The organism is Rhizobium sp. BK661 (assembly GCF_024808825.1).
Lineage (GTDB): Bacteria > Pseudomonadota > Alphaproteobacteria > Rhizobiales > Rhizobiaceae > Rhizobium.
Genome location: NZ_JANTYT010000007.1, coordinates 148,136 through 169,479 on the forward strand (window position 1 = coordinate 148,136; position 21,344 = coordinate 169,479).

The following is a 21,344-nucleotide window of genomic DNA, read 5'->3' on the forward strand; positions in this document are numbered from 1 at the left end:
ATCGTCTAACTCTGCTGCAGTTCGGTCAGTGCAATACGTGCGACGGCGAGAGGACTTTTGGCCTGCGCCGTCGATCCATCGCCGAGGAACCAGGCCGCCGACAGGCCGGAATAGGCTGCGATCCATTGCAACAAGCGCTTTGGCTCTAGGCCAGCCTCGCTCGCGACGATCCGGAGTTGTCGCTGTAGGCGGTCGGGAGCGGTTATTGTCGGAAGGTCTTCGTTGGCAAAGATATTGGCATAGTCAAAGCCGCGTTCACCGATGAGGCCCTTGGGGTCGATCGCTAGCCAGCCGTGCTGTTTGAAATCGAGGATGTTGCTGTGGTGAATGTCGCCGTGGAGGACGACGGGATCTGTGGCGTCGGCAAGCAGGCTTTCAGCAACCCTGTGGCAGTGGGCCAATGTGCCCCCGTGAGCTCGGGCAGCCGGTTCCAGCTCGCGAAACCAGCGGGCTAGCGGAATGAGCTTTGGCAATGCCTGCCTGCGTGGCGCATGAAGCCTGGCGACGGTGCAGCACATGATGCGGGTTGCCGCATCGTCGGCGCCGTCCATTGCCATTGCCAGCAGTGACTGACTGCCCATTGCTCGCTCGAGCAGAACGGCCTCGCCGTCGTGTGCGTAGACCTTGGCAGCGCCGATGCCATCCCACCACTGCATCAGGGCGCCGCCGGCTCGCTCGGCTTCATCCCGGGAGAGTTTCAGCATCGCAGGTTTTCCGTCCCAGAGGACCGGCAACAGGTGGCTGGAATGGGTGATGATCGGTTCACCGTCGACGGTCAGTCGCCAGCGGTCGAGATGGGATTCGAACATGGCCGCATCCTAACGGCGTCAGGAGAAAAGGAAATCCCGCCTACGGCGGGATCCCACATCATGCTCTTGAGGTTAGGCGGCTTTTTCCACCACGGGGTAGTCGATGTAACCTTGTGGCCCACCACCGTAGAAGGTTGCCTGTTGCGGCGCGTTCAGCGGCAGGTTCTTTTCCAGGCGTTCGACCAAATCCGGATTGGCGATGAACGGTTTGCCGAAAGCGACAAGATCGGCGCGGCCGCTCTCGACGGCATCGATCGCCATTTCCCGGTCATAGCCGTTGTTGACCATCCAGTTCGCCTTGCCGCCAGCCTTCTCGTAAGTCTGGCGCAGAGCTGCATAGTCGAAGGCGGGGTTTGTGCCCTGCATGAAATCGCGATCACCGCCCGTCTGGCCTTCGATGACGTGGATATAGGCGAGATCATATCTTGCCAGACCCTCGACGACATGGGTGAAGAGGACCTGGGGGGCAGAATCGTAGCTTTCTCCTGAAGGCGTGACCGGCGAAATGCGGATTGCGGTGCGGCCGGCACCGATTTCCTTGGTCACGGCATCTACCACTTCAAAAGTGAAGCGCGCCCTGTTTTCGATCGAGCCGCCATACTGGTCGTTGCGGTCGTTCACACCGTCACGCAGGAATTGATCGAGCAGGTAGCCGTTTGCGCCGTGAATTTCGACACCGTCGAAGCCAGCGTCGATCGCGGCACGCGCCGCTTTGCGATAATCTTCAACGATACCCGGAATTTCCGAGGTTTCGAGGGCGCGCGGCTCGGAGGTATCGGCAAACGCGCCGGAGCCGTCGTTACTGACCAGGTAGGTCTTGGCCTTGGCAATGCGGTTGGTAGAGGAGACGGGCTTGCCGCCGTTCGGCTGCAGTGTCGTGTGCGAGATACGGCCGACATGCCACATCTGCACGACGATCTTGCCCCCCGCGGCGTGGACAGCATCGGTGACACGCTTCCACCCGTCGAGTGCTTCCTCTTTGTAAAGGCCCGGAACGTCGGCATAGCCCTGACCTTGATGGGTGATTGCGGTTGCCTCAGTGATAATGAGGCCGGCCGTGGCACGCTGACGGTAATACTCGACGTTGAGATCATTCGGGATCGCGCCCGGCGATCGGTTGCGCGTCAGCGGCGCCATCACGATGTGATTCCTAACGGAAATATCGCCAACCTTGGCGGGTTCGAAAAGCTTGCTCATGTAGGTCCTTTCTCAGTGGGAAGATCACTTGGCCGAAGCGGGTGCTATTCGGCGGAGGATGGGGTGAGGGTGGTATCGGTCGCGGGGAGCATCGCTGACGTGAAATGGAGACACGGCCTGCTGACGTCGTCCGGGTGCTGTTTTGCCCAACCGGACGCCAATCTGCCGGAGGCGGAAGGCCAGGAAGCCGACGGCATCTTTACAGGTCCATGGCAAGTTGCTTCAGGAATGCCGCGATAGTCTCCTCATTGCGCTTGTAAAAGATCCACTGGCCAACGCGCCGTGTCGTCACGAGACCCGCGCGGCTCAATGTCCCGAGATGCGCCGAGACTGTCGACTGTGAGAGACCGCAGCGCTCGAACTGACTGGCGCACACGCCCATCTCAAACGGATGCTCCTGCGAGGTGAAGTGCTCTTCGGGATTCTTCAACCAGTTGAGGATTTCCATCCGCGTAGGATGAGCGATTGCCTTCAATATCTCGTCTTTTTCCATCGTCGTTATTCGAATTATAAATCGTTTCTAAGCGATATATGGATCGGCAATTTCCGATATGCAAGTCACGACGGCGTGAGATGCGGACTTTCGCGATGTGGCTAGATTTTGGGCAAAAAAAGAGGGCCACCGAAAGATCGGGGCCCTTTAAGGTATGAAGGTCAATAAACCTCCAGAGGGGAACAGCTAACGCGGTGGCACTGGGAGAGAAGCCACGAAATGCATCAGCTGAATTGGATATGATGCTTTGAGAGGCAGATTACAATGCATGTTTGCGCATGCCTGCTATGCGCTGCACAATTTTCTGCTGCAGTGCGAAAAAATCGGGCAAAAAAAGAGGGCCACCGAAAGATCGGGGCCCTTATAGGTGTGAAGGTCAAAACCTCCAGAGGGGAACAGCTAATGCGGTGGAACTGGGAGGAAAAGCCACCGTCTGCATCAGCTATGTGCGATATGGTGTTTTAATGAGCAAACGGCAACCCCGATTTATGCATGCCAGACATGCATAGGTTGCACGGCTTGTATTTCTGATGGAGGCAACTAGAAGTTCCAGTTGCGCGCCTTGCTGACGATGAAGTCGCGGAAGGCCTTCAGCTTGGCCGCATTCTTCATTTCGTCCGGATAGCAGAAGTAGGTATCGAAGGACGGCACGTCCGCATTGATCGGTAGCTGGATCAAGCCAGGGTCACGTCCGACGATGTAGTCGGGCATGCACGCGACGCCCATGCCGAGCAGGCAGGCGCGCTTGATCGAGGTTTGGCTATTGATCTGCAGATGCGGGATTCGCTTGTTGTCCGACGAGCGCCCGGCGACTTCAAGCCAGTTGACGTCGAGCAGGTAGCTCGGTGCCGGCTCGCCGAATGTGATGATGCGATGGTTGTCGAGGTCTTCGACGGTCTGCGGCTCGCCATGGCGGTTAATATAGGAAGGCGCCGCGTAGACGTGCATGTGAACGGTGAACAGTTTACGCTGGATGAGGTCGGACTGCACCGGCTGACGCAGGCGGATGGCGCAATCCGCGTAGCGCATGTTGACGTCCACCTCCTCGTTGTCGAGGATCAGCTGGATCTGGACGTCGGGATAGAGCTGCATGAACTCCTGAATCTTGTCCGTCAGCCAGCCCTGTCCGAGGCCGACGGTCGTGGTGACGCGCAGCTTGCCTGTCGGCGTTTCCGTCGTTTCGGTCAGCTGCATCTTCACGGTTTCGAGCTTCAGCAGCACGTCGTGGGCCGTGCGATACAGCAGTTCGCCCTGTTCCGTCAGGATCAGGCCGCGCGCATGGCGGTGGAAGAGCTTGGTACCGACATCCTGCTCAAGCGCGCTTACCTGACGACTGATCGCGGACTGGGACAGATGCAGTTTATCCGCCGCATGCGTGAACGAACCCGCTTCGGCAGCTGCGTGAAAGATACGCAGCTTGTCCCAATCCAATGGCATTCCCCCACCCCTCATAGCCGATCCTACTCCGCGGCCACGGCAACGGGCATGTGGCCCGTCAGATATCGTTCGGCTTCAAGAGCAGCCATGCATCCCAGGCCCGCGGCTGTGATCGCCTGGCGGAAGGTGTCGTCGGTCACGTCACCGGCGGCATAAACGCCTTCCAGGCTGGTCGCGGTCGAATCCGGGGCGGTCCACAGATAGCCATTGTCCTTCAGCTTCAGCTTGCCCTTGAAGAGTTCGGTCGCCGGGGCATGGCCGATCGCCACAAAGACGCCGTCGACTGCAACCTCGGTGATCGCACCCGTGCGCGTGTCGCGCAGGCGAGCGCCCGTAACCGACGGCGGCATCGGCGGCTTGGCCGGCGTGCCGGTGATCTCGGCGACCTCGGTGTTCCAGAGCACCTTGATGTTTTCCTTCGAGAACAGGCGTTCCTGCAGGATTTTCTCCGAACGGAAGCTGTCGCGGCGGTGAACGACCGTCACGGACTTCGCGATGTTGGAGAGGTACAGCGCTTCCTCGACAGCACTGTTGCCGCCGCCGACAACAATCACGTTCTTGTTGCGGTAGAAGAAGCCGTCGCAGGTCGCGCAGGCGGAAACGCCGAAGCCCTGGAAATGCTGTTCGCTTTCGATGCCGAGCCACTTTGCCTTGGCGCCGGTTGCGATGATCAGCGTATCAGCCGTCCAGACCTGACCACTATCGGTGCGCGCCACGAACGGGCGCTGGTTCAGCTCGACTTCGGTGACGATGTCATTGACGATCTCGGCGCCGACATGCTTTGCCTGCTGCAGCATCTGATCCATCAGCCACGGTCCCTGGATCGGATCGGCAAAGCCCGGATAATTTTCCACGTCGGTGGTGATCATCAGCTGTCCGCCTTGATCGAGGCCGGCGATCAGAACGGGCTTCAGCATTGCACGGGCTGCATAGACGGCAGCCGTGTAGCCGGCAGGGCCGGAGCCGATAATGAGCACCTTGGTGTGGCGGGCGGACATGGGTATTTCCTTTCGACTGTCAGGAGGGCGGCGGCTAAGTGGCGAATGCGGCCGTTTCGCGATCCATTCGCCATTTATGAACGTCCAGTGCTTTTATTCAAGGGCAGCCCTGCGTTACCAACAAGGCTTTCTCGGCTGCCGGTGCAACAATCCGTCGCCGAGCTGAAACTTTCTTGCGAATTCCGCCGCTTTATATAGAAGCTGGCAATCATGAATTAAAGGAAGGGCAGGATTGTGCTTCGCGCCGAACTTGATGCCATCGATATAAAGATACTGCGGGAGTTGCAGGCAGACGGGCGGATGACCAATGTCGATCTCGCCGACCGTGTCGGCATTTCGGCGCCGCCTTGCCTGCGGCGCGTGCGAAAGCTTGAAGAGACCGGCGTCATCGAAGGCTATCACGCGATGCTGAACAGCCCGAAGCTGGGCTTCGATCTTGTCGCCTTCTGCATGGTAGGGCTCAAGCATCAGTCCGAAGCCAACCTGAAGGCGTTTGCGGCAGCGACGGCGCAATGGCCGCTGGTGCGTCAGGCCTGGATGGTTTCGGGCGACAGCGACTTCCTGTTGCATTGCGTTGCCGAGAACCTGACGTGTTTCCAGGACTTCGTTATCGAGGTGCTGACGGCAAACGAGCACGTGGACACGGTGCGAACGATGCTGACGATCCGACAGGTGAAGCGGGTGGGCCTAGTCGAAGTCTGAGCGCAGCTAAGCTCTATGAATTGAGCGGCTTATGCCTTATTGAAGGCGCTTTGTGAGCCGTTTGCTGCGGAAGAAGACACGAAGATCGTTCAATGACCAAGTTGCCTATTTCCGCGTTCATCATTTGCTTGAACGAAGAAGCGTATCTCGGCAATTGCATCGAGAGCTTGGACAAGTGCGCGGAGATTGTGGTCGTTGACTCCGGCTCGACGGATGGCACCGTTGCCTTGCTGCAATCCTATATCGACAAGGGATGGCCGATCCGGTTGTTTCACGAGGCGTGGCGCGGCTACGCCGGGCAGAAGCAATTTGCGCTCGATCAGTGCACGCAGCCCTGGCGCTTGAATATTGATTCCGATGAACGGCTCGATGCGCCACTGAGAAGGCTTTTGCCGGAACTGATCGCCGCGCCAGACGATGTTGTTGGCTGGCGTGTTGCGCGTCGCCCCTATCTGATCGGCTACGGCTACACGCCTGAGCATGTCCACGAGCGGAAGAATCTGCGGCTTGTTCGCAAAGGCAGAGGCGCTTATGACCTCACGCAAACCGTGCACGAAGGTATCGTGCCGACCGGCCGGGTTCAGGATGCCTCGTCCGGGAGTCTGCTTCACTACCGGCCACTCGTCATCGATGAACAGATCCTCAAAGAGAACAAGTACTCGACGTTGAAGGCCGATCAACACTTCGCCTTGGGCGAGGGCACAACCTTCGCCAGACTGATTTTCAGCCCGCTGCTGTATTTCTGGCGTCTCTATTTTCACAACGGTTTGTGGCGCTGCGGACAGTCGGGCTTTGTCGAGGCGATGACCGGTGCAGTCTACGCATTTCTCACGCAGGCAAAGTTGTATCAGCGCAAGGCTGCCGAGAAGCATCCGAGCTTTGACGACGCAGGAAAGCACTAAGGTCCAATCGCGATGAAGGTGATGCATATCCATTTCGGCAAGGAGGGCGGAGCTGAACGTTTCTTTGTCAACCTCGTCAATGCGCTCCACGATCGTGGCGTGGAGCAACGCGCGCTCATTCGTCCCGATCGCAGCTGGCGCAAGGACATTGAAAAATGTGGTGAGGTTTATGAGGGGACGTTCCGGCGCATTTCGCTCTCGCGCTTCATCTTGTCGGCGCGCATGCGCGCTATCCTGAACGATTTTCAGCCTGACGTGATCATGTCGTGGCAATTGCGCGCAAGCCGCTTCATGCCGCGGTACAAGAACGCTCGACGCATTTCGCGGCTCGGTGATTATCCAGAGCACCTCGGCTACTATCGCAATTCCGAAACGCTCGTCTGTATCACACCCGATATAGGCAAGCGCGTGCGCGAACTCGGCTGGACGCGCGGCGTGGAAGTCATTGCAAACTTTACCCGCTCGACCCCAAGCGAGCCGATTGCCCGGGAAGCACTGCAAACACCCGCCGAAGCTTTCGTCGTCATCGGCATGGGTCGCTTCGTTAAGCGGAAGGGCTTCGATGTGCTGATCAAGGCCATCGCAAAGACGCAAGGCGCATTTCTGTGGCTGCTGGGGGATGGGCCGGAGCGCGAAAACCTTGAAAAGCTAACCGACGAACTCGGCCTGCGGGAGCGTGTCCGCTTTGCGGGATGGCAGACCAATGCCTACGCCTACCTTGCGTCCGCCGATGTATTCACCGTGACGTCGCTGCACGAGCCACTCGGCAATGTATGCCTTGAAGGGTGGGGCGCTGGCAAGCCGACGATTGGTTCTCGCGCCGAAGGCCCGAGCTGGGTGATGACAGACGGCAAGGATGCCCTGATGGTTGATTGCGGCGATGTCGACGGTCTCGCGAACGCGATCGCACGCGTTCGTGATGAGCCCGACCTGCGCACCGCATTGATCGATGGCGGTCAGGAGACGCTTAAGAACCGGTTTTCCGAAGAAGCGATCACGCAGGCCTACATCCGTTTGTTCGAGACGGGGACAAGTGCGCCGTGAAGGTGATGCATTTCCACTTTGGCAAGGATGGCGGGGCCGAGCGGTTCTTCGTGCACCTCGTCAACGCCCTGGCTCGGCGCGGTGTCGAGCAGAGCGCAGTCATTCGACCGAACCGGATCTGGCGCAAGGACATGCCGGCTTCGGTCGCGATCGTGGAAAGCAATTTTCGGAATGTGTCGCTGGATCGGATCCTGTTGCCGCTGAAAGTCGCCTTTGGTGCGCGACGGCTTCGGCCGGATGCAATCATGGCCTGGGCGCCACGCGCGAGCGAATTGATGCCGAACTACAAGGGATGCATCAAGATCTCCAGGTTGGGAGATTATCCGACCGATCTGAAGTATTTCAAGAACTCCGACATTCTCGTCTGCAACACACCCGGCATTGCCGACCATGTGCGCGAAATCGGTTGGACGCGTAGAGTTGAGGTGATCTCGAACTTCACGAGAACCGAGCAAGTGGCCCCGGTCGATCGTGCCGCGTTCGACACGCCACGAGACGCGCCCGTCGTCATGTCCATGGGGCGTTTCGTGCCGCGGAAAGAGTTCGCGTTGTTGACGGCAGCGGTGGCGAAGCTGCCGGGCGTCTATCTCTGGCTCGCCGGCGAGGGCGAGGAACTGGAAAACGTCAAAAAAGTCGCATCAGATCTCGGTGTAACGGACCGGGTGCGGTTTCTCGGATGGCAGAAAGACACGCGGCCGTTTGTGGCGGCTGCCGACATCTTCGTCATGCCCTCGAACCATGAGCCGCTTGGCAACGTCATTCTGGAGGCTTGGGCGCAGGGCAAACCCGTCGTTTCCAGCCGTTCAGAGGGGCCGTCGTGGTTCATGAGGGACGGCGAGAACGGGCTTCTTGTTGAGATCGGCGACACCGACGGTTTTTCGAAGGCCATTGAGCGTTTGATCAATGATCCCTTGCTGGCGGCAAAGGTGACCGCCGGTGGGCGGGACACGTTGATGGGGCAGTTTTCTGAAGGCGCTGTTGCCGACGCCTATCTTGAACTCTTCAAGCGCAAGCCTTGACGGCCCCCGGTCATAGGGCCGTGTAGACCGCGCCAAGTCGCCGGGCCTCGCCTTCAATGCTGAAGGCGCTTATCGCGTGGTTCCTCGCGCGGAGTGAAGCCTCTTGGCGACGGGCGTCGTCATCCATGAAATGGGCAGCGGCCAGTACCATCTCATCGAGATCGTCACGCGGGATGATTATCCCGGTTTCCTGGTCACCGGTGAGCAGCAGTTCCGGAAAGGCTCCGACGTCCGTCGCGACAACGGGAACGGCGGTCGCCATCGCTTCGAGCGGCGTCAGGCCGAAGCCTTCCCAGCGTTGTGGCGCGACAAACATATCGAGTGCACGATACCAGTCGTTGATGTTGGTGTGCTCGCCTACGAATAGTAGGCGATCGGACAGGCCGGCAGAGGCAACCCGCGCCTTCAGTTCGTTTTCAAACTCGACGTGTTGTGCCGTGGCGCGTCCGGCAACGATTGCGACCCAGTCGGGCCGGGACGGGAGCAGACGGATCATGCTGTCGACGAAAAGGTCGGTGCCCTTCTGATGGCGAACGCGACCGAAGCAGCCGGCGATCTTCTTCGTCTCGTCGAGACCAAGCAGCCGTTTGGCCGCTACCCTATCATCTGCCGGCGAAAAGCGGGTTGTGTCTATCCCGTGGAGAACGACGGTGCTCGGCACTTCGAGATAATTCGCCGTCTTGCCGCTGGTTGCTATCACCGCGTCCATCTTCGAAATCAGCCATTTCGTCCAGCCGGAGTGGCGGCGCTGGGACGCCGAGGTGAAGACGATCTTCAGCGGCATGCGCAAGACATCGCGCATCAGGATGGCCGGCAGCATTTCGATGTTGCGACGGGCGTGCCATATGCGAAACCGCTTGCCGCGCGGCGCCCGCCATAGCTTCAGCAAGTCACGAAAACGGATGTGCGGCAAGGATGCCGGAAGACCCGGTCCAAGGGCTGCAATCTTCTCGCCGAGTGCGCGCTGGACCGGGATCAACTGGATGATGGTGGACGTGACGCCGGAGAGCCGCTTCTTGAAGTTAGGCGCAATAATCTCGACGTCACTGACCTTGGCGATAGCCGGCTGCCCTCGACCGTCCACGGATCAATCAGCCCCAGGAAATGGAAAGGACTTCGTAGGCCTTGGAGCCACCGGGCGCATTGACTTCGATGGAGTCGCCGACTTCCTTGCCAATCAGCGCACGCGCGATTGGGGAGGAGATGGAGATACGTCCCGCCTTAACGTCGGCTTCCTGATCGCCGACGATCTGATAGGTCTTTTCTTCTTCGGTATCCTCGTCGACGAGCTTCACCTTCGCGCCGAACTTGATCTTGTCGCCGGACATCTTCGACAGGTCGATGACCTCGGCACGCGCGGTCAGGTCCTCGAGCTCGCTGATACGGCCTTCGTTGTGGCTCTGAGCTTCCTTCGCAGCATGGTATTCGGCGTTTTCCGAGAGGTCACCATGCGCACGGGCTTCGGCGATTGCCTCGATGATCCGGGGACGCTCCTCCTGCTGACGCCAGCGCAGTTCTTCCTGCAGCTTGACGAAACCACCCTGCGTCATCGGTACCTTATCAACCATTTTTTTGTCCTTCACTCCCTGTATCCACATAGCCGCGGACACAAAAGAAAACAGGTCCCGAGGGGGAACCTCGGAACCGTGCAACAATCCTAACTTTTGCGGTTATAGCAGATCGCCACCGCTGATTTCCATAAAATTCGTATCGCTGGCCGGAGGCCGGTCGGAGTGGCTGGAAACCAACCTCGATTGACTTTTTGAGCAAGAACATATAGTGAACATGAAGATGAGGAAGTCTCTAAAAGAACGATTGGCAATTCTCTCGGATGCAGCAAAATATGACGCATCCTGCGCTTCCAGCGGAACACAAAAGCGCGATTCGGCGAAAAGTGGCGGCCTTGGCTCCACCGAGGGTTCCGGCATCTGCCACGCCTATGCGCCTGATGGACGCTGCATATCGCTATTGAAAGTCCTCCTGACGAACTTCTGCATTTACGATTGTGCGTATTGCATCAATCGGTCCTCCAGCAATGTAGAACGGGCGCGCTTCACACCGGAGGAAGTGGTTTGGCTGACGTTGGAATTCTATCGCCGCAACTATATCGAGGGGTTGTTTCTCTCGTCGGGCATCATCCGCTCCCCGGATCATACGATGGAGCAAATGGTCCGTGTCGTTCACGAACTACGCGTCTCCCATGACTTCCGCGGTTATATACACCTCAAGTCGATTCCGGAGGCATCGGCCCATCTCATTGAAGAGGCAGGGCTTTACGCGGATCGTCTGTCGTTGAACATCGAGCTTCCGACGGACAGCGGCATTGCGCGCCTTGCGCCGGAAAAAAGGCCCTCACACATCCGCCGTTCGATGGGGGACCTGCGATTGAAGATAGAGGCGGCCGACGAGCCGACGCTCCAATCGAAGACGCGCAAGCGTTTTGTTCCAGCCGGTCAGAGCACGCAAATGATTGTTGGTGCCGATGGGGCAAACGATGCGACGATCCTTGGGACGAGTGCGCAGCTCTATGGCAGCTATAGCCTGAAGCGGGTCTACTATTCCGCCTTCAGTCCCATTCCGGACTCCTCGAAGAACCTGCCTCTGATCAAGCCGCCACTGATGCGTGAACACCGACTTTACCAAGCAGACTGGCTGTATCGCTTCTACGGTTTCGGGATCGAGGAGATCACCGCGACGCGGCCCGGCGGAATGCTGGATCTCAATCTCGATCCCAAGCTTGCATGGGCGCTCGGCCATCGGGCCGACTTTCCAGTCGACGTCAACAAGGCGGAGCGAGAACGGCTGCTTCGCGTGCCGGGGCTCGGAACCAAAACGGTGAAGGCGATCCTTTCGGCCCGTCGCTTCCGGAGGCTGCGTTTGGACGACCTCTCCAGACTCGGTGTCTCGATCAAGAAAGTGCAGGCTTTTGTGACGGCAGAGGGCTGGACGCCACGTCAATTGGCGGATCGAGCGGATTTGCGGACGATGTTCGAGCCGCCGCCCGAGCAATTGACGCTGCTCTGATGCGCCGCGTGGTTCTGAAGGGCAGGGGCGAATTCGACGAATGGCGCAATGCCGCCCGCGCTCTGGCCTGTGCCGGCATTGCACCGGAGGACATAGAATGGCGTGAAGAAGGCGGTGAGAAGCAGCTCTTCTGGGAGCGCGACGTATTGCCTCCGCAACCCGTGTCCGGCAGTCGGTCGATGACAGTGCCTCCGGCGTTTATTGATCTTGCTTCAGCGGTGATTTGCCATTCCGATCCCGTCCGCTTCTTTCTTCTCTATCGGCTGCTGTGGCGGCTTCAGTCCGACAAGTCGCTTCTATCGGTGGCGTCCGACGAAGACGTTTCGGTTGCGCGGTTGATGGAAAAAAGCGTTCGCCGCGATGCCCACAAGATGACGGCTTTCCTTCGCTTCAAGGAAGTGGGATCCGGCATTTCCGTGAATGGCAGGCGGAAGTTTCTCGCCTGGTTCGAGCCGGATCATCACATCGTCACGCGCAAGGCGCCGTTCTTTCAGCGCCGGTTCAACGACATGGACTGGATGATCCTGACGCCAAAGGGTTCGGCGAGCTGGGATGGCGTGAGGTTATCACTCAGCGATGAGCCCTGCACCAAACCTGACCTTACCGATCCTGCCGATGAACTTTGGAAGACCTATTTTGCCAATATTTTCAATCCTGCGCGCCTGAAGGTGAAGGCGATGCAGGCGGAGATGCCGAAGAAATACTGGAAGAATATGCCCGAGGCGGAGTTGATTCCCGACCTCATCGCGAATGCCGAGCAGCGGGTGCTGGCGATGGCCAGGCGTGAGGCGACGATGCCTCCTGCCTTCCACGACAAGCTTCAGGCGGCATCCCGGAACCTGCCGACTGCGCCATCTGCTGCTGAAGGGACATGGGAGGCGCTTCGCGAACAGGCGGCGGCCTGCAGCCGCTGCCCATTGCATGCCAAGGCGACACAGGCGGTCTTCGGGGAGGGACCGCAGGACGCGGAAATCATGTTTGTTGGCGAGCAGCCTGGGGACCAGGAGGATCTTGCCGGGCGTCCGTTTGTCGGTCCGGCGGGGAGGGTTTTCGACGAGGCCTTGTTGGCAGCGGGCATGAATCGCGCGGAGCTTTATGTCACCAACGCAGTCAAGCACTTCAAATATGAACCGCGCGGCAAGCGGCGCATCCATCAAAAGCCGAACCGGGGAGAGGTAGAGCATTGCCGCTGGTGGCTCGACCGGGAATTGGAGCTGGTCAAGCCGAAGCTGGTGGTCGCAATGGGGGCGACGGCACTCTTTGCGCTCACGGGTTGGCAACAGAAGCTTGAGGATGCGCGAGGCGAGTTCATACCGCTTGAGGGCGGTCGGCAGTTGTTCGTCACCGTCCATCCCTCCTTTCTGCTGCGATTTCCGGATGAAGGCCTGCGGCAACAGGAAGTCGAACGGTTCCGTAGCGATATTGCCCGCATCGGTTCAGAATTGGCGTCTTCGAGTTGAATCTGTAAGCTGATATGATCGCCTAAGGCGATATGGGCTGGTTGGCGCAGGAGGGGAAGATGAGCGACAACTATATCATCAGTGCCAGAAAGCGTGCAGGCGATGCATTGATTGCCGAACCTGGACCGATAAAGTTTCTGAAGGTGCCTTCCACGCTCGACAGCTACGATGCGCGTCAGGCGGTATCGAGTGCCAAGGATTGGGTCGCGGAGGTGCAGGGGCTCGCGGATGGCGACGAGAACCCGAATTCGATCGGCCCGCGGGGCGATGTGCTGATCTTCGTGCATGGCTATAACAACGACATCCCGACTGTCTTGAAGCGCATCCGGCAGCTTCGCGCCGATCTGCGCGCGGAAGGCTGGCATGGCGAGATCGTGGCCTTCGACTGGCCGAGCGACAACCAGACACTCAACTATCTGGAAGACCGATCGGATGCCGCGGCTGTCGCGAGTGAGCTCGTGACGAAGGGCATCCGGCTCCTGAAGCAGAGCCAGCAGTCCGGCTGTGAAACCAATGTGCATCTGCTGGGTCATTCAACCGGCTGTTACGTGATCATGGATGCCTTTGCACAGTCGGACAAGCATGGCGATCTCTTCAAGGCGGACTGGCGCATCGGTCAGGCGGCCTTCATCGGCGGCGATGTCTCCACAAGCAGCCTGTCGCTTGCCAGCGACTGGAACCAGCCGATGTTCCGTCGGATCATGCGGCTCACCAACTACTCGAACCCATTCGATTCGGTCCTTGCCGTCTCAAACGCGAAAAGACTTGGCGTTGCCCCACGTGTCGGTCGCGTTGGGCTTCCTGCGGACGTCAATACCAAAGCGGTGGACGTCAACTGCGGTGAATATTTCAAGACGATTGACCCCGCCTCGCAGCCGCAGATCGGTTCTTGGACCCACTCGTGGCACATCGGCAATCGGGTCTTTGCCCGCGACCTTGCCATGACGCTGGAGGGTGCGATCGATCGCCTTGCCATTCCGACGCGCCGTGAAGAAGGAGGAAAGCTGATTTTGCAGGATCGGCCGCGACCGGCATTTCAGGATGCCTGGAACGTCAAGGCGGACGCACAGGATGCGCGAGCGCGAATCTAGCGGTTCTGGTTGTCCGAAAAAAGAAAGGCCGGCGCGATGGCCGGCCCTCCCTATCAGAAGTAGCTTTGCAGGGGGCGAACTTCGAGGTTGCCGGCCCGCAGCGCCTTGATGGCTTGGGCGGCTGCCTCGGCGCCGGCCATCGTGGTGTAGTAAGGGACCTTCTGCATCAGCGTCGCGCGACGAAGCGACTTGGAGTCCGAGATCGCCTTGTTGCCGTCGGTCGTGTTGATCACGAGCTGAACCTGGCGGTTACGGATCGCGTCCTCGATATGCGGACGACCTTCCAGGACCTTATTGATCTTCGTTGCCGTGATACCGTTTTCGGCGAGGAAGCGCTGCGTGCCGCCGGTTGCCAAAACCTTGAAGCCTTCGCCGACGAGAACGCGGATGGCCGGCAGGACGCGCGGTTTGTCGGCATCACGGACCGAAACGAAGACCGTTCCGTCTCGCGGCAGTTCGACACCGGCACCGAGCTGCGACTTGGCGAAGGCCAGCGCGAAGTCGGTGTCGAGGCCGATGACTTCGCCGGTCGAGCGCATTTCCGGGCCGAGCAGCGTGTCGACGCCGGGGAAGCGGGCGAACGGGAAGACGGCTTCCTTGACGGCGATGTGCTTCAGGTTGCGCGGATCGGGCTTCTCACCATAGGCGGCGAAGAGCGGATCGAGCTTCTCGCCGGCCATGGCGCGGGCGGCGATCTTGGCGATCGGGGCGCCGATGGTCTTGGCGACGAAGGGAACGGTACGCGAGGCGCGCGGGTTCACTTCCAGTACGTAGACGGTGCCGTCCTTGATGGCGAACTGGACGTTCATCAGCCCGACGACGTTGAGCGCCTTGGCCATCGACTTCGCCTGGCGCTCGAGTTCGTCGATCATTTCGGACGAGAGCGTGCGCGGAGGCAGCGAGCAGGCACTATCACCGGAGTGAATGCCGGCTTCCTCGATGTGCTCCATGATGCCAGCAATGAAGGCGTCGTTGCCGTCGGAGAGGCAGTCGACGTCGACTTCGATGGCGTTCGACAGGTAGCTGTCGAAGAGCAGCGGGTTCTTGCCGAGCAGGGTGTTGATCTGGCCGGTCTTGTCGTTCGGGTAGCGCTGCTTGATGTCCTCAGGCACCAGTTCCGGAACGGTGTCGAGCAGGTAGGTCTGCAGCTGGCTCTCGGCGTGGATGATCTGCATGGCGCGGCCGCCGAGGACGTAGGACGGACGCACGACCAACGGGAAGCCGATTTCGGTGGCGACCAGGCGGGCCTGCTCGACGGAGTAGGCGATGCCGTTGTTCGGCTGCGTCAGGTCGAGCTTGATCAGAAGCTTCTGGAAGCGGTCGCGGTCTTCGGCAAGGTCGATCATATCAGGCGCAGTGCCGAGGATCGGGATGCCGTTCTTCTCGAGCGCTTCGGCGAGCTTCAGCGGGGTCTGGCCGCCGAACTGCACGATGACGCCGACGACTTCGCCCTTTTCCTGCTCCGCGCGCAGGATTTCGATCACGTCTTCGGCCGTCAGCGGCTCAAAGTAGAGGCGATCTGACGTGTCGTAGTCCGTCGAGACCGTTTCCGGGTTGCAGTTGATCATGATCGCTTCATAGCCGGCGTCGCGGAGAGCGAAAGCGGCATGGCAGCAGCAATAGTCGAACTCGATGCCCTGGCCGATACGGTTCGGGCCACCGCCGAGGATGACGACCTTCTTGGCGGCGGAGACTTCGGCTTCAGAGCGAAGCTCCCCGACGAAAGGCGTTTCGTAGGTCGAGTACATGTAGGCAGTCGGCGAGGCGAACTCGGCAGCGCAGGTATCGATGCGCTTGAAGACCGGGCGGACGTTCAGGCTGTTGCGCAGTTCGGCGACTTCCTTCGGGCGCTTGCCCGTCAGCGTGGCGAGGCGGGCGTCGGAGAAGCCCATGGCCTTCAGCGTGCGCAGGTTCGTGGCATCTGCAGGCAGGCCATGCTCGCGGATGCGGGCTTCCATGTCGACGATCGCCTTGAACTGGGCGATGAACCACGGGTCGATCTTGCAGCCTTCGTGGACTTCTTCCGGGCTCATGCCCTGACGCAGCGCCTGGGCAACCATGCGCAGGCGATCCGGGGTCGGCGTGCCGATTGCAGCGCGGATGGCGTTCTGGCTGGATTCGCCTTCCTCGACACCGGGGATTTCGATTTCGTCGAGGCCGGTGAGGCCGGTTTCGAGGCCACGCAGCGCCTTCTGCAGCGATTCCGCGAAGGTGCGGCCGATCGCCATGACTTCACCGACCGACTTCATGGCGGTGGTCAGGACCGGCGAGGCGCCCGGGAACTTCTCGAATGCGAAGCGCGGGATCTTGGTGACGACGTAGTCGATCGACGGTTCGAACGAAGCAGGCGTTGCGCCGCCGGTGATGTCGTTGTCGAGTTCGTCGAGCGTGTAACCGACGGCGAGCTTGGCGGCGACCTTGGCGATCGGGAAGCCGGTGGCCTTCGATGCCAGCGCCGACGAGCGCGAGACGCGCGGGTTCATCTCGATGACGACGAGGCGGCCGTCCTTCGGGTTGACGGCGAACTGAACGTTCGAGCCGCCGGTCTCGACGCCGATCTCGCGCAGAACCGCGATCGAGGCGTTACGCATCATCTGGTATTCCTTGTCGGTCAGCGTCAGTGCCGGCGCGACAGTGATGGAATCGCCCGTGTGGACGCCCATCGGATCGATGTTTTCGATCGAGCAGATGATGATGCAGTTGTCCGCCTTGTCGCGGACGACTTCCATTTCATATTCCTTCCAGCCGAGAACCGATTCCTCGATCAGGACTTCGGTCGTCGGCGAGGCGTCGAGGCCGCCGCCGATGATCTCGAAGAACTCCGAGCGGTTATAGGCAATGCCGCCGCCGGTGCCGCCCATGGTGAAGGAGGGGCGGATGATGGCGGGCAGGCCGACGACGTCGATCGCCTGGGCGGCAATCGCCATGGCGTGGCTGATATAGCGCTGCTTGCGGTCGGTCTCGCCGAGGTTCCACTGGTTTTCCAGTTCGTCGAGCGCCTTGTCGAGCTCCTTTGCCTGATCTGGGCCGGAGAGGCTTTCCTTCAGCTTGTTGCGCTCGGCTTCATGCGTCTTGCGGTCGGCATCCTTGATGTCGGTGGCGTTGGCGAGCATCGAGCGCGGGGTTTCGAGGCCGATCTTTTCCATCGCCTCGCGGAAGAGGGCGCGGTCCTCGGCCTTGTCGATGGCGGCGGGCTTGGCGCCGATCATCTCGACATTGTAGCGATCGAGCACACCCATGCGCTTCAGGGAGAGCGCGGTGTTCAGTGCCGTCTGACCGCCCATGGTCGGCAGCAGCGCGTCGGGGCGTTCCTTGGCGATGATCTTGGCGACGACTTCGGGGGTGATCGGCTCGACGTAGGTCGCGTCGGCCAGACCCGGGTCGGTCATGATCGTGGCCGGGTTGGAGTTGACGAGGATGACGCGGTAGCCTTCCTCCTTCAGCGCCTTGCAGGCCTGGGTGCCGGAGTAGTCGAATTCGCAAGCCTGGCCAATGACGATCGGTCCTGCGCCGATGATGAGGATCGATTTGAGGTCTTGGCGCTTCGGCATGGGCGTTTTCCGTTTCCTAGCTGCGCAGAAAGCCGGCCAGGGTGGGAGGCACCGGCCGGGTCGCGCATATGATGGTCTTTTCAGGCTAGAAGCGGCTTATAGGCAAATGTATTTGTAAACGGAACCCCATAAATTACGGAATCGACAGGAATTGGCGGCTCTTGCCGGAGCCTAGCGGATGCCCGGCACCACGAGCGCCCTGATCTCGCCTTTTCGAGCAGGGTTGGAGATGACTTCGACGGCCTCCTCGAGGCCGATTTGACGGGAGATCAGCGGTTCGACCTTGATGGTGCCTGACGCAATGAGATCGGCGGCCCGCCGGTGCGTGAAGGGATTGATAAACGAGCTTGTGAGCTTGATCTCGCGAAAGAGGAGATCGAACGGCTCGATCGCGACCTTCACACCCTGCGGCATGACGCCGAGGATCACAACCGTGCCGCCGCGACGTGCGAGGCTTGCTGCCTGCTCGATCGTCTCGGCAACGCCGGCGCATTCGATCACGACGTCTGCGCCGCCGGGCAGCACGCCGTCCGTCGCCGTCAGGTGCGCGACGACCTCACGCGTCGAAGGGTCTACGCTGGCGGTCGCTCCAAGCTCCTCGGCGAGCCGACGCTTCTCCTCGCTGCGGGTCACGAGGACGACATTGGTTGCTCCCGCCAGCCGGGCCAACTGAACGACCAGCAATCCGATCACACCGCCGCCAAGCACGACGACGGAAGAGCCGGTGCGGATTTCGGCGAGGTCGACTCCGTGGATGCAGCATGCAAGCGGCTCGCAAAAGGCGCCGTGGAGGGGAGGCAGTGCATCGGGCAACTCGAAGGCCTGCTGCTGCGGTATGCAAACATACTCCGCAAAACCGCCGTCGCGATGGATGCCGATCGCCTGCAATTTGCGGCACAGATTGACGCGGCCGCGCTGGCATTCGGGGCAGCGGCCGCAGGCAATGTTGGGATCGCCGGTGACGCGCATGCCTTCGCGAAAGCCGCTGACACTGCCGCCTATTTTTTCGATGATCCCGGTGAACTCGTGGCCGAGCGTGACTGGTGGATTGGAAGGAAACTCTCCCTTGAACAGATGGCGATCGGTCCCGCAGATGCCGCAGGCCTCCACGCGGACAAGCAATTCGCCTTGAGCCGGTTCTGGCAGGTCCATCTCGCACAGAACCAGCTTCCCGGGCGCTTCGAGCCGCACCGCCTTCATCGCCTGTCTCCTCCTCAGCCTTCGTTGTGCAAGGAGGCCCGATTGTCGGTGTGTCGTCAAGGAGCGATGTCCTGGAAGTGCTCCTTGGCTTCCATGCAAAAATGTTCGTCCGGTCGACGTTTTTAATAGTACTGGTTCGTGAAAATTAATACTTAGTGTGCTTTCTATTTGGCATTGCAGACCAAAAGGCGGTTTGCTTGCGGGCATCCAGAATCACAATGGCTGATCGTGACAAAGCACTTGCAAATCTGAGAGCTTGGACCTTCGAGTTGCTGCCGCATGTCCGCCACCGACTAATGGCGGACGGTTGGCTCTATCTGGTGGTTCTGTTCTACTTCGTACTTGGTGTCCTGTTGCTGGTCGCTTACGGTCACGTCGAGATGATGTCCTTCGGGCTGTATTTCGACCAATGGACCTACCTGTTTCTGTTTTTAATGCCGCTCATAGCCGGCATTTTTGACTACGCACGGATCTTGCTTCGCTTTGGGGCGAAAAGATCGCTGGCGACACGAAGAGTGTTCTCACCCCATCGGTTAGCTCATCTTCTTTCAGGCATGGCGTTGCTGATGGCGCTGATGGTCTTTCAGGGCACGTTCACAACAATCAAGAATTTGTTGCCGGTTATTCGAGGCGGCTTTCTCTACGACCAATGGCTTGCAAAGACGGATGCACTGCTATCCTTTGGCCCAGACCCCTGGAAGATCCTACTGTCGATTGCCGGGCACGATGCGATCGTCAAACTCGTGGATTGGAATTACAGCGTATTGTGGTTCGCGGTTTGCTTCGGAACGCTGTTCTACGTAGCAACCTCGCCGCGAGCGGCTCCGGTACGCGTCCGCTATATTGGCATGTTCATGCTGGTCTGGGTGGTCTGCGGAAACATTCTCGCGGGTCTTTTCATGTCCGCCGGGCCAGTGTTCTACGGGGCAGTGACCGGCGACACCCAGCGCTTTGCGGAACTATTGAGCTTCCTGGCATCGCCTGACGGCCCCACGACCACCAGCATGGTTCAAAGCTACCTTTGGTCTCTTCATACGCACCATACACCGGGGCTCGGCTCCGGCATCTCAGCGTTTCCCAGCGTGCACGTGGGATTGGTTGCGCTGAATGCATTTTTCGCGGCGGAGATTTCGCGCCGTCTGGGTATCATCGCCTTCTGTTACACCGCGTTCGTCATGGCCAGCTCCGTCTATCTGGGCTGGCACTACGCGGTGGATGGCTATGCGTCACTACTCGTCGTGGGCACCAGCCACTTTGCGCTTAAACGGATGTTGGAACGCGACCGCGGACCAGTCGCGGACGCCCCTGAGGCAGCGGTCGCAATCGCCTGACTACGCGCAGACACAAAATCTAGCAAACGATTGACCTGCCGTTTTCGGCAAGGCTGCCGCCCCGAGATAGCTGGAATTTCCTGATCGCCGAGATATATAGATAACGACCGAAGGTTTAGTCCGGGAGAACCATTATGGAATGGAAAGGCCGGCGCCAGTCCGACAATATCGAAGATCGCCGTGGCGATCCTTCCATGGGCGGATTGGGCAGAGGAGGGGGCTTCAGTTTTCCGTCGGGCGGCGGCATGGGCCGGCGCGGCGGCGGCTTGAGCATCGGCACCATCATATTCCTGGTCGTCATCTATCTTGTCCTGAAGGCCATGGGTATCGACCTGCTACAGATCATGGACGGCGGCACGACGACGGGCGGCCCAGGCTATGAGCAGAGCGAGTCCGGCGGTCAGACGCCCGCCAACGATGAAATGACCGCCTTCGTTCGCACCGTCCTTGCCGAGACCGAGGACACTTGGAACGGGATCTTCCAGTCTCAGGGCCGTCAGTACGAGGAGCCTCGGCTCGTCCTCTTTTCCGGGCAGACGCAGTCAGCGTGCGGTTTTGCCTCGGCAGCGACCGGGCCGTTCTATTGCCCGAGCGATCACAAGGTCTATCTCGACACTGCCTTCTTCAACCAACTGAGCCGCCAATTCGGCGCCTCCGGCGATTTTGCAGAGGCCTACGTGGTTGCCCACGAGGTCGGCCATCATGTTCAGAATCTGCTCGGCATCCTGCCTAAGTTCAATGAGGCACGCCAGCGGATGAGCGAGACGGAAGCGAACAAGTTGTCGGTCCGTGTAGAGCTGCAGGCAGATTGCTTCGCTGGCATATGGGGCAAGTTCACCGAGCAGAAGGGTATCCTCGAAGCCGGCGACCTCGAGGAGGCGTTGAACGCCGCGCAGAAGATCGGCGACGACACGCTGCAGAAGCGCAGCCAGGGCTACGTGGTGCCGGAGAGTTTCAACCACGGCACGTCCGAGCAGCGGGCGCGGTGGTTCAAACGCGGCTTCGACAGTGGGCAGTTGTCCGCCTGCGATACGTTCTCAGGGCCCGTATGAGGTTCGGCAGCCTCTCCCGCGGGGCGAGGCTGGA

At 59.9% G+C, this 21,344-nt stretch carries 18 protein-coding genes; 9 read left to right on the forward strand and 9 right to left on the reverse strand.

The window, feature by feature from the left end; genetic code table 11:
* Positions 1–5: 5 nt before the first annotated feature.
* The 5 genes from FHX16_RS16855 to trxB all read right to left on the reverse strand — a co-directional run bounded on the left by FHX16_RS16855 (position 6) and on the right by trxB (position 4,934).
* On the reverse strand, positions 6–809 hold the full coding sequence (locus FHX16_RS16855) for an aminoglycoside phosphotransferase family protein (RefSeq protein ID WP_183861141.1): 804 nt from the start codon (positions 807–809) through the stop codon (positions 6–8).
* A 72-nt stretch (positions 810–881) separates the two neighbouring features.
* On the reverse strand, positions 882–2,006 hold the full coding sequence (locus tag FHX16_RS16860) for an alkene reductase (RefSeq protein WP_183861140.1): 1,125 nt from the start codon (positions 2,004–2,006) through the stop codon (positions 882–884).
* Between the two features lie 199 nt (positions 2,007–2,205).
* The gene (locus tag FHX16_RS16865; protein WP_114713331.1) at positions 2,206–2,499 is read right to left on the reverse strand and encodes a helix-turn-helix transcriptional regulator; all 294 of its coding nucleotides are present in this window, start codon (positions 2,497–2,499) and stop codon (positions 2,206–2,208) included.
* Positions 2,500–3,039: 540 nt separating this feature from the next.
* Positions 3,040–3,936, reverse strand: coding sequence for a LysR family transcriptional regulator VtlR (locus tag FHX16_RS16870; RefSeq protein WP_018857199.1), 897 nt, complete (start codon positions 3,934–3,936; stop codon positions 3,040–3,042).
* Positions 3,937–3,959: 23 nt separating this feature from the next.
* Positions 3,960–4,934: a thioredoxin-disulfide reductase gene (trxB, locus tag FHX16_RS16875; protein ID WP_183754254.1), complete on the reverse strand. Its 975-nt coding sequence runs from the start codon at positions 4,932–4,934 to the stop codon at positions 3,960–3,962.
* 234 nt (positions 4,935–5,168) lie between these two features.
* Between trxB and FHX16_RS16880 the strand changes: the two genes are divergently transcribed.
* From FHX16_RS16880 to FHX16_RS16895, 4 genes are all read left to right on the forward strand, one after another.
* Positions 5,169–5,636, forward strand: coding sequence for an Lrp/AsnC family transcriptional regulator (locus FHX16_RS16880; protein WP_259129466.1), 468 nt, complete (start codon positions 5,169–5,171; stop codon positions 5,634–5,636).
* Between the two features lie 92 nt (positions 5,637–5,728).
* The gene (locus FHX16_RS16885; RefSeq protein ID WP_183754256.1) at positions 5,729–6,538 is read left to right on the forward strand and encodes a glycosyltransferase family 2 protein; all 810 of its coding nucleotides are present in this window, start codon (positions 5,729–5,731) and stop codon (positions 6,536–6,538) included.
* Between the two features lie 12 nt (positions 6,539–6,550).
* Positions 6,551–7,582 (forward strand): glycosyltransferase, encoded by a 1,032-nt coding sequence (locus tag FHX16_RS16890; protein WP_183861136.1) that lies wholly within the window; start codon positions 6,551–6,553, stop codon positions 7,580–7,582.
* Complete coding sequence (locus FHX16_RS16895) at positions 7,579–8,601, forward strand: glycosyltransferase (protein ID WP_183861134.1); 1,023 nt, start codon at positions 7,579–7,581, stop codon at positions 8,599–8,601. The genes FHX16_RS16890 and FHX16_RS16895 overlap by 4 nt, the downstream gene beginning before the upstream one ends.
* Before the next feature lie 10 nt (positions 8,602–8,611).
* Here FHX16_RS16895 and FHX16_RS16900 read toward each other — a convergent pair whose 3' ends face one another.
* On the reverse strand, positions 8,612–9,661 hold the full coding sequence (locus tag FHX16_RS16900) for a glycosyltransferase family 4 protein (protein ID WP_183861420.1): 1,050 nt from the start codon (positions 9,659–9,661) through the stop codon (positions 8,612–8,614).
* A 31-nt stretch (positions 9,662–9,692) separates the two neighbouring features.
* Positions 9,693–10,169 carry a transcription elongation factor GreA gene (gene greA / locus FHX16_RS16905; RefSeq protein WP_018857193.1) on the reverse strand — a complete coding sequence of 159 codons (477 nt, stop codon included), beginning with the start codon at positions 10,167–10,169 and terminating at the stop codon, positions 9,693–9,695.
* Positions 10,170–10,392: 223 nt separating this feature from the next.
* Here greA and FHX16_RS16910 point away from each other — a divergent pair, with 223 nt between their 5' ends.
* Genes FHX16_RS16910 through FHX16_RS16920 form a run of 3 tightly spaced genes read left to right on the forward strand, consistent with a single transcriptional unit; the run spans position 10,393 to position 14,176 of the window.
* Positions 10,393–11,625, forward strand: a complete 1,233-nt coding sequence (locus tag FHX16_RS16910) for a putative DNA modification/repair radical SAM protein (protein WP_183861132.1) — start codon at positions 10,393–10,395, stop codon at positions 11,623–11,625.
* On the forward strand, positions 11,625–13,085 hold the full coding sequence (locus FHX16_RS16915) for a UdgX family uracil-DNA binding protein (protein ID WP_183861130.1): 1,461 nt from the start codon (positions 11,625–11,627) through the stop codon (positions 13,083–13,085). The genes FHX16_RS16910 and FHX16_RS16915 overlap by 1 nt, the downstream gene beginning before the upstream one ends.
* Positions 13,086–13,144: 59 nt before the next feature.
* The gene (locus FHX16_RS16920) at positions 13,145–14,176 is read left to right on the forward strand and encodes an alpha/beta fold hydrolase (protein WP_259129471.1); all 1,032 of its coding nucleotides are present in this window, start codon (positions 13,145–13,147) and stop codon (positions 14,174–14,176) included.
* 53 nt (positions 14,177–14,229) lie between these two features.
* Here the strand turns inward: FHX16_RS16920 and carB are convergent, their stop codons facing one another.
* Complete coding sequence (gene carB, locus FHX16_RS16925) at positions 14,230–17,727, reverse strand: carbamoyl-phosphate synthase large subunit (RefSeq protein ID WP_183861126.1); 3,498 nt, start codon at positions 17,725–17,727, stop codon at positions 14,230–14,232.
* 171 nt (positions 17,728–17,898) lie between these two features.
* Complete coding sequence (locus FHX16_RS16930; RefSeq protein ID WP_259129472.1) at positions 17,899–18,927, reverse strand: zinc-dependent alcohol dehydrogenase family protein; 1,029 nt, start codon at positions 18,925–18,927, stop codon at positions 17,899–17,901.
* Between the two features lie 218 nt (positions 18,928–19,145).
* Between FHX16_RS16930 and FHX16_RS16935 the strand changes: the two genes are divergently transcribed.
* Both FHX16_RS16935 and FHX16_RS16940 read left to right on the forward strand, forming a co-directional pair.
* Entirely contained in the window at positions 19,146–20,258 is a 1,113-nt protein-coding gene (locus FHX16_RS16935; RefSeq protein WP_183861115.1) for a phosphatase PAP2 family protein, read from the forward strand.
* Between the two features lie 134 nt (positions 20,259–20,392).
* Positions 20,393–21,310, forward strand: coding sequence for a neutral zinc metallopeptidase (locus tag FHX16_RS16940; RefSeq protein WP_183754280.1), 918 nt, complete (start codon positions 20,393–20,395; stop codon positions 21,308–21,310).
* The last annotated feature ends 34 nt before the right edge of the window (positions 21,311–21,344 follow it).

Coding starts and splice junctions, on each gene's coding strand:
- FHX16_RS16885 (WP_183754256.1), top strand. CDS start 5,729: ATGACCAAGTTGCCTATTTCCGCGTTCATCATTTGCTTGAACGAAGAA.
- FHX16_RS16920 (WP_259129471.1), top strand. CDS start 13,145: ATGAGCGACAACTATATCATCAGTGCCAGAAAGCGTGCAGGCGATGCA.
- FHX16_RS16890 (WP_183861136.1), top strand. CDS start 6,551: ATGAAGGTGATGCATATCCATTTCGGCAAGGAGGGCGGAGCTGAACGT.
- FHX16_RS16930 (WP_259129472.1), bottom strand. CDS start 18,927: ATGAAGGCGGTGCGGCTCGAAGCGCCCGGGAAGCTGGTTCTGTGCGAG.
- FHX16_RS16935 (WP_183861115.1), top strand. CDS start 19,146: ATGGCTGATCGTGACAAAGCACTTGCAAATCTGAGAGCTTGGACCTTC.
- FHX16_RS16910 (WP_183861132.1), top strand. CDS start 10,393: ATGAGGAAGTCTCTAAAAGAACGATTGGCAATTCTCTCGGATGCAGCA.
- FHX16_RS16855 (WP_183861141.1), bottom strand. CDS start 809: ATGTTCGAATCCCATCTCGACCGCTGGCGACTGACCGTCGACGGTGAA.
- trxB (WP_183754254.1), bottom strand. CDS start 4,934: ATGTCCGCCCGCCACACCAAGGTGCTCATTATCGGCTCCGGCCCTGCC.
- FHX16_RS16865 (WP_114713331.1), bottom strand. CDS start 2,499: ATGGAAAAAGACGAGATATTGAAGGCAATCGCTCATCCTACGCGGATG.
- FHX16_RS16915 (WP_183861130.1), top strand. CDS start 11,625: ATGCGCCGCGTGGTTCTGAAGGGCAGGGGCGAATTCGACGAATGGCGC.
- FHX16_RS16870 (WP_018857199.1), bottom strand. CDS start 3,936: ATGCCATTGGATTGGGACAAGCTGCGTATCTTTCACGCAGCTGCCGAA.
- carB (WP_183861126.1), bottom strand. CDS start 17,727: ATGCCGAAGCGCCAAGACCTCAAATCGATCCTCATCATCGGCGCAGGA.
- FHX16_RS16860 (WP_183861140.1), bottom strand. CDS start 2,006: ATGAGCAAGCTTTTCGAACCCGCCAAGGTTGGCGATATTTCCGTTAGG.
- FHX16_RS16940 (WP_183754280.1), top strand. CDS start 20,393: ATGGAATGGAAAGGCCGGCGCCAGTCCGACAATATCGAAGATCGCCGT.
- greA (WP_018857193.1), bottom strand. CDS start 10,169: ATGGTTGATAAGGTACCGATGACGCAGGGTGGTTTCGTCAAGCTGCAG.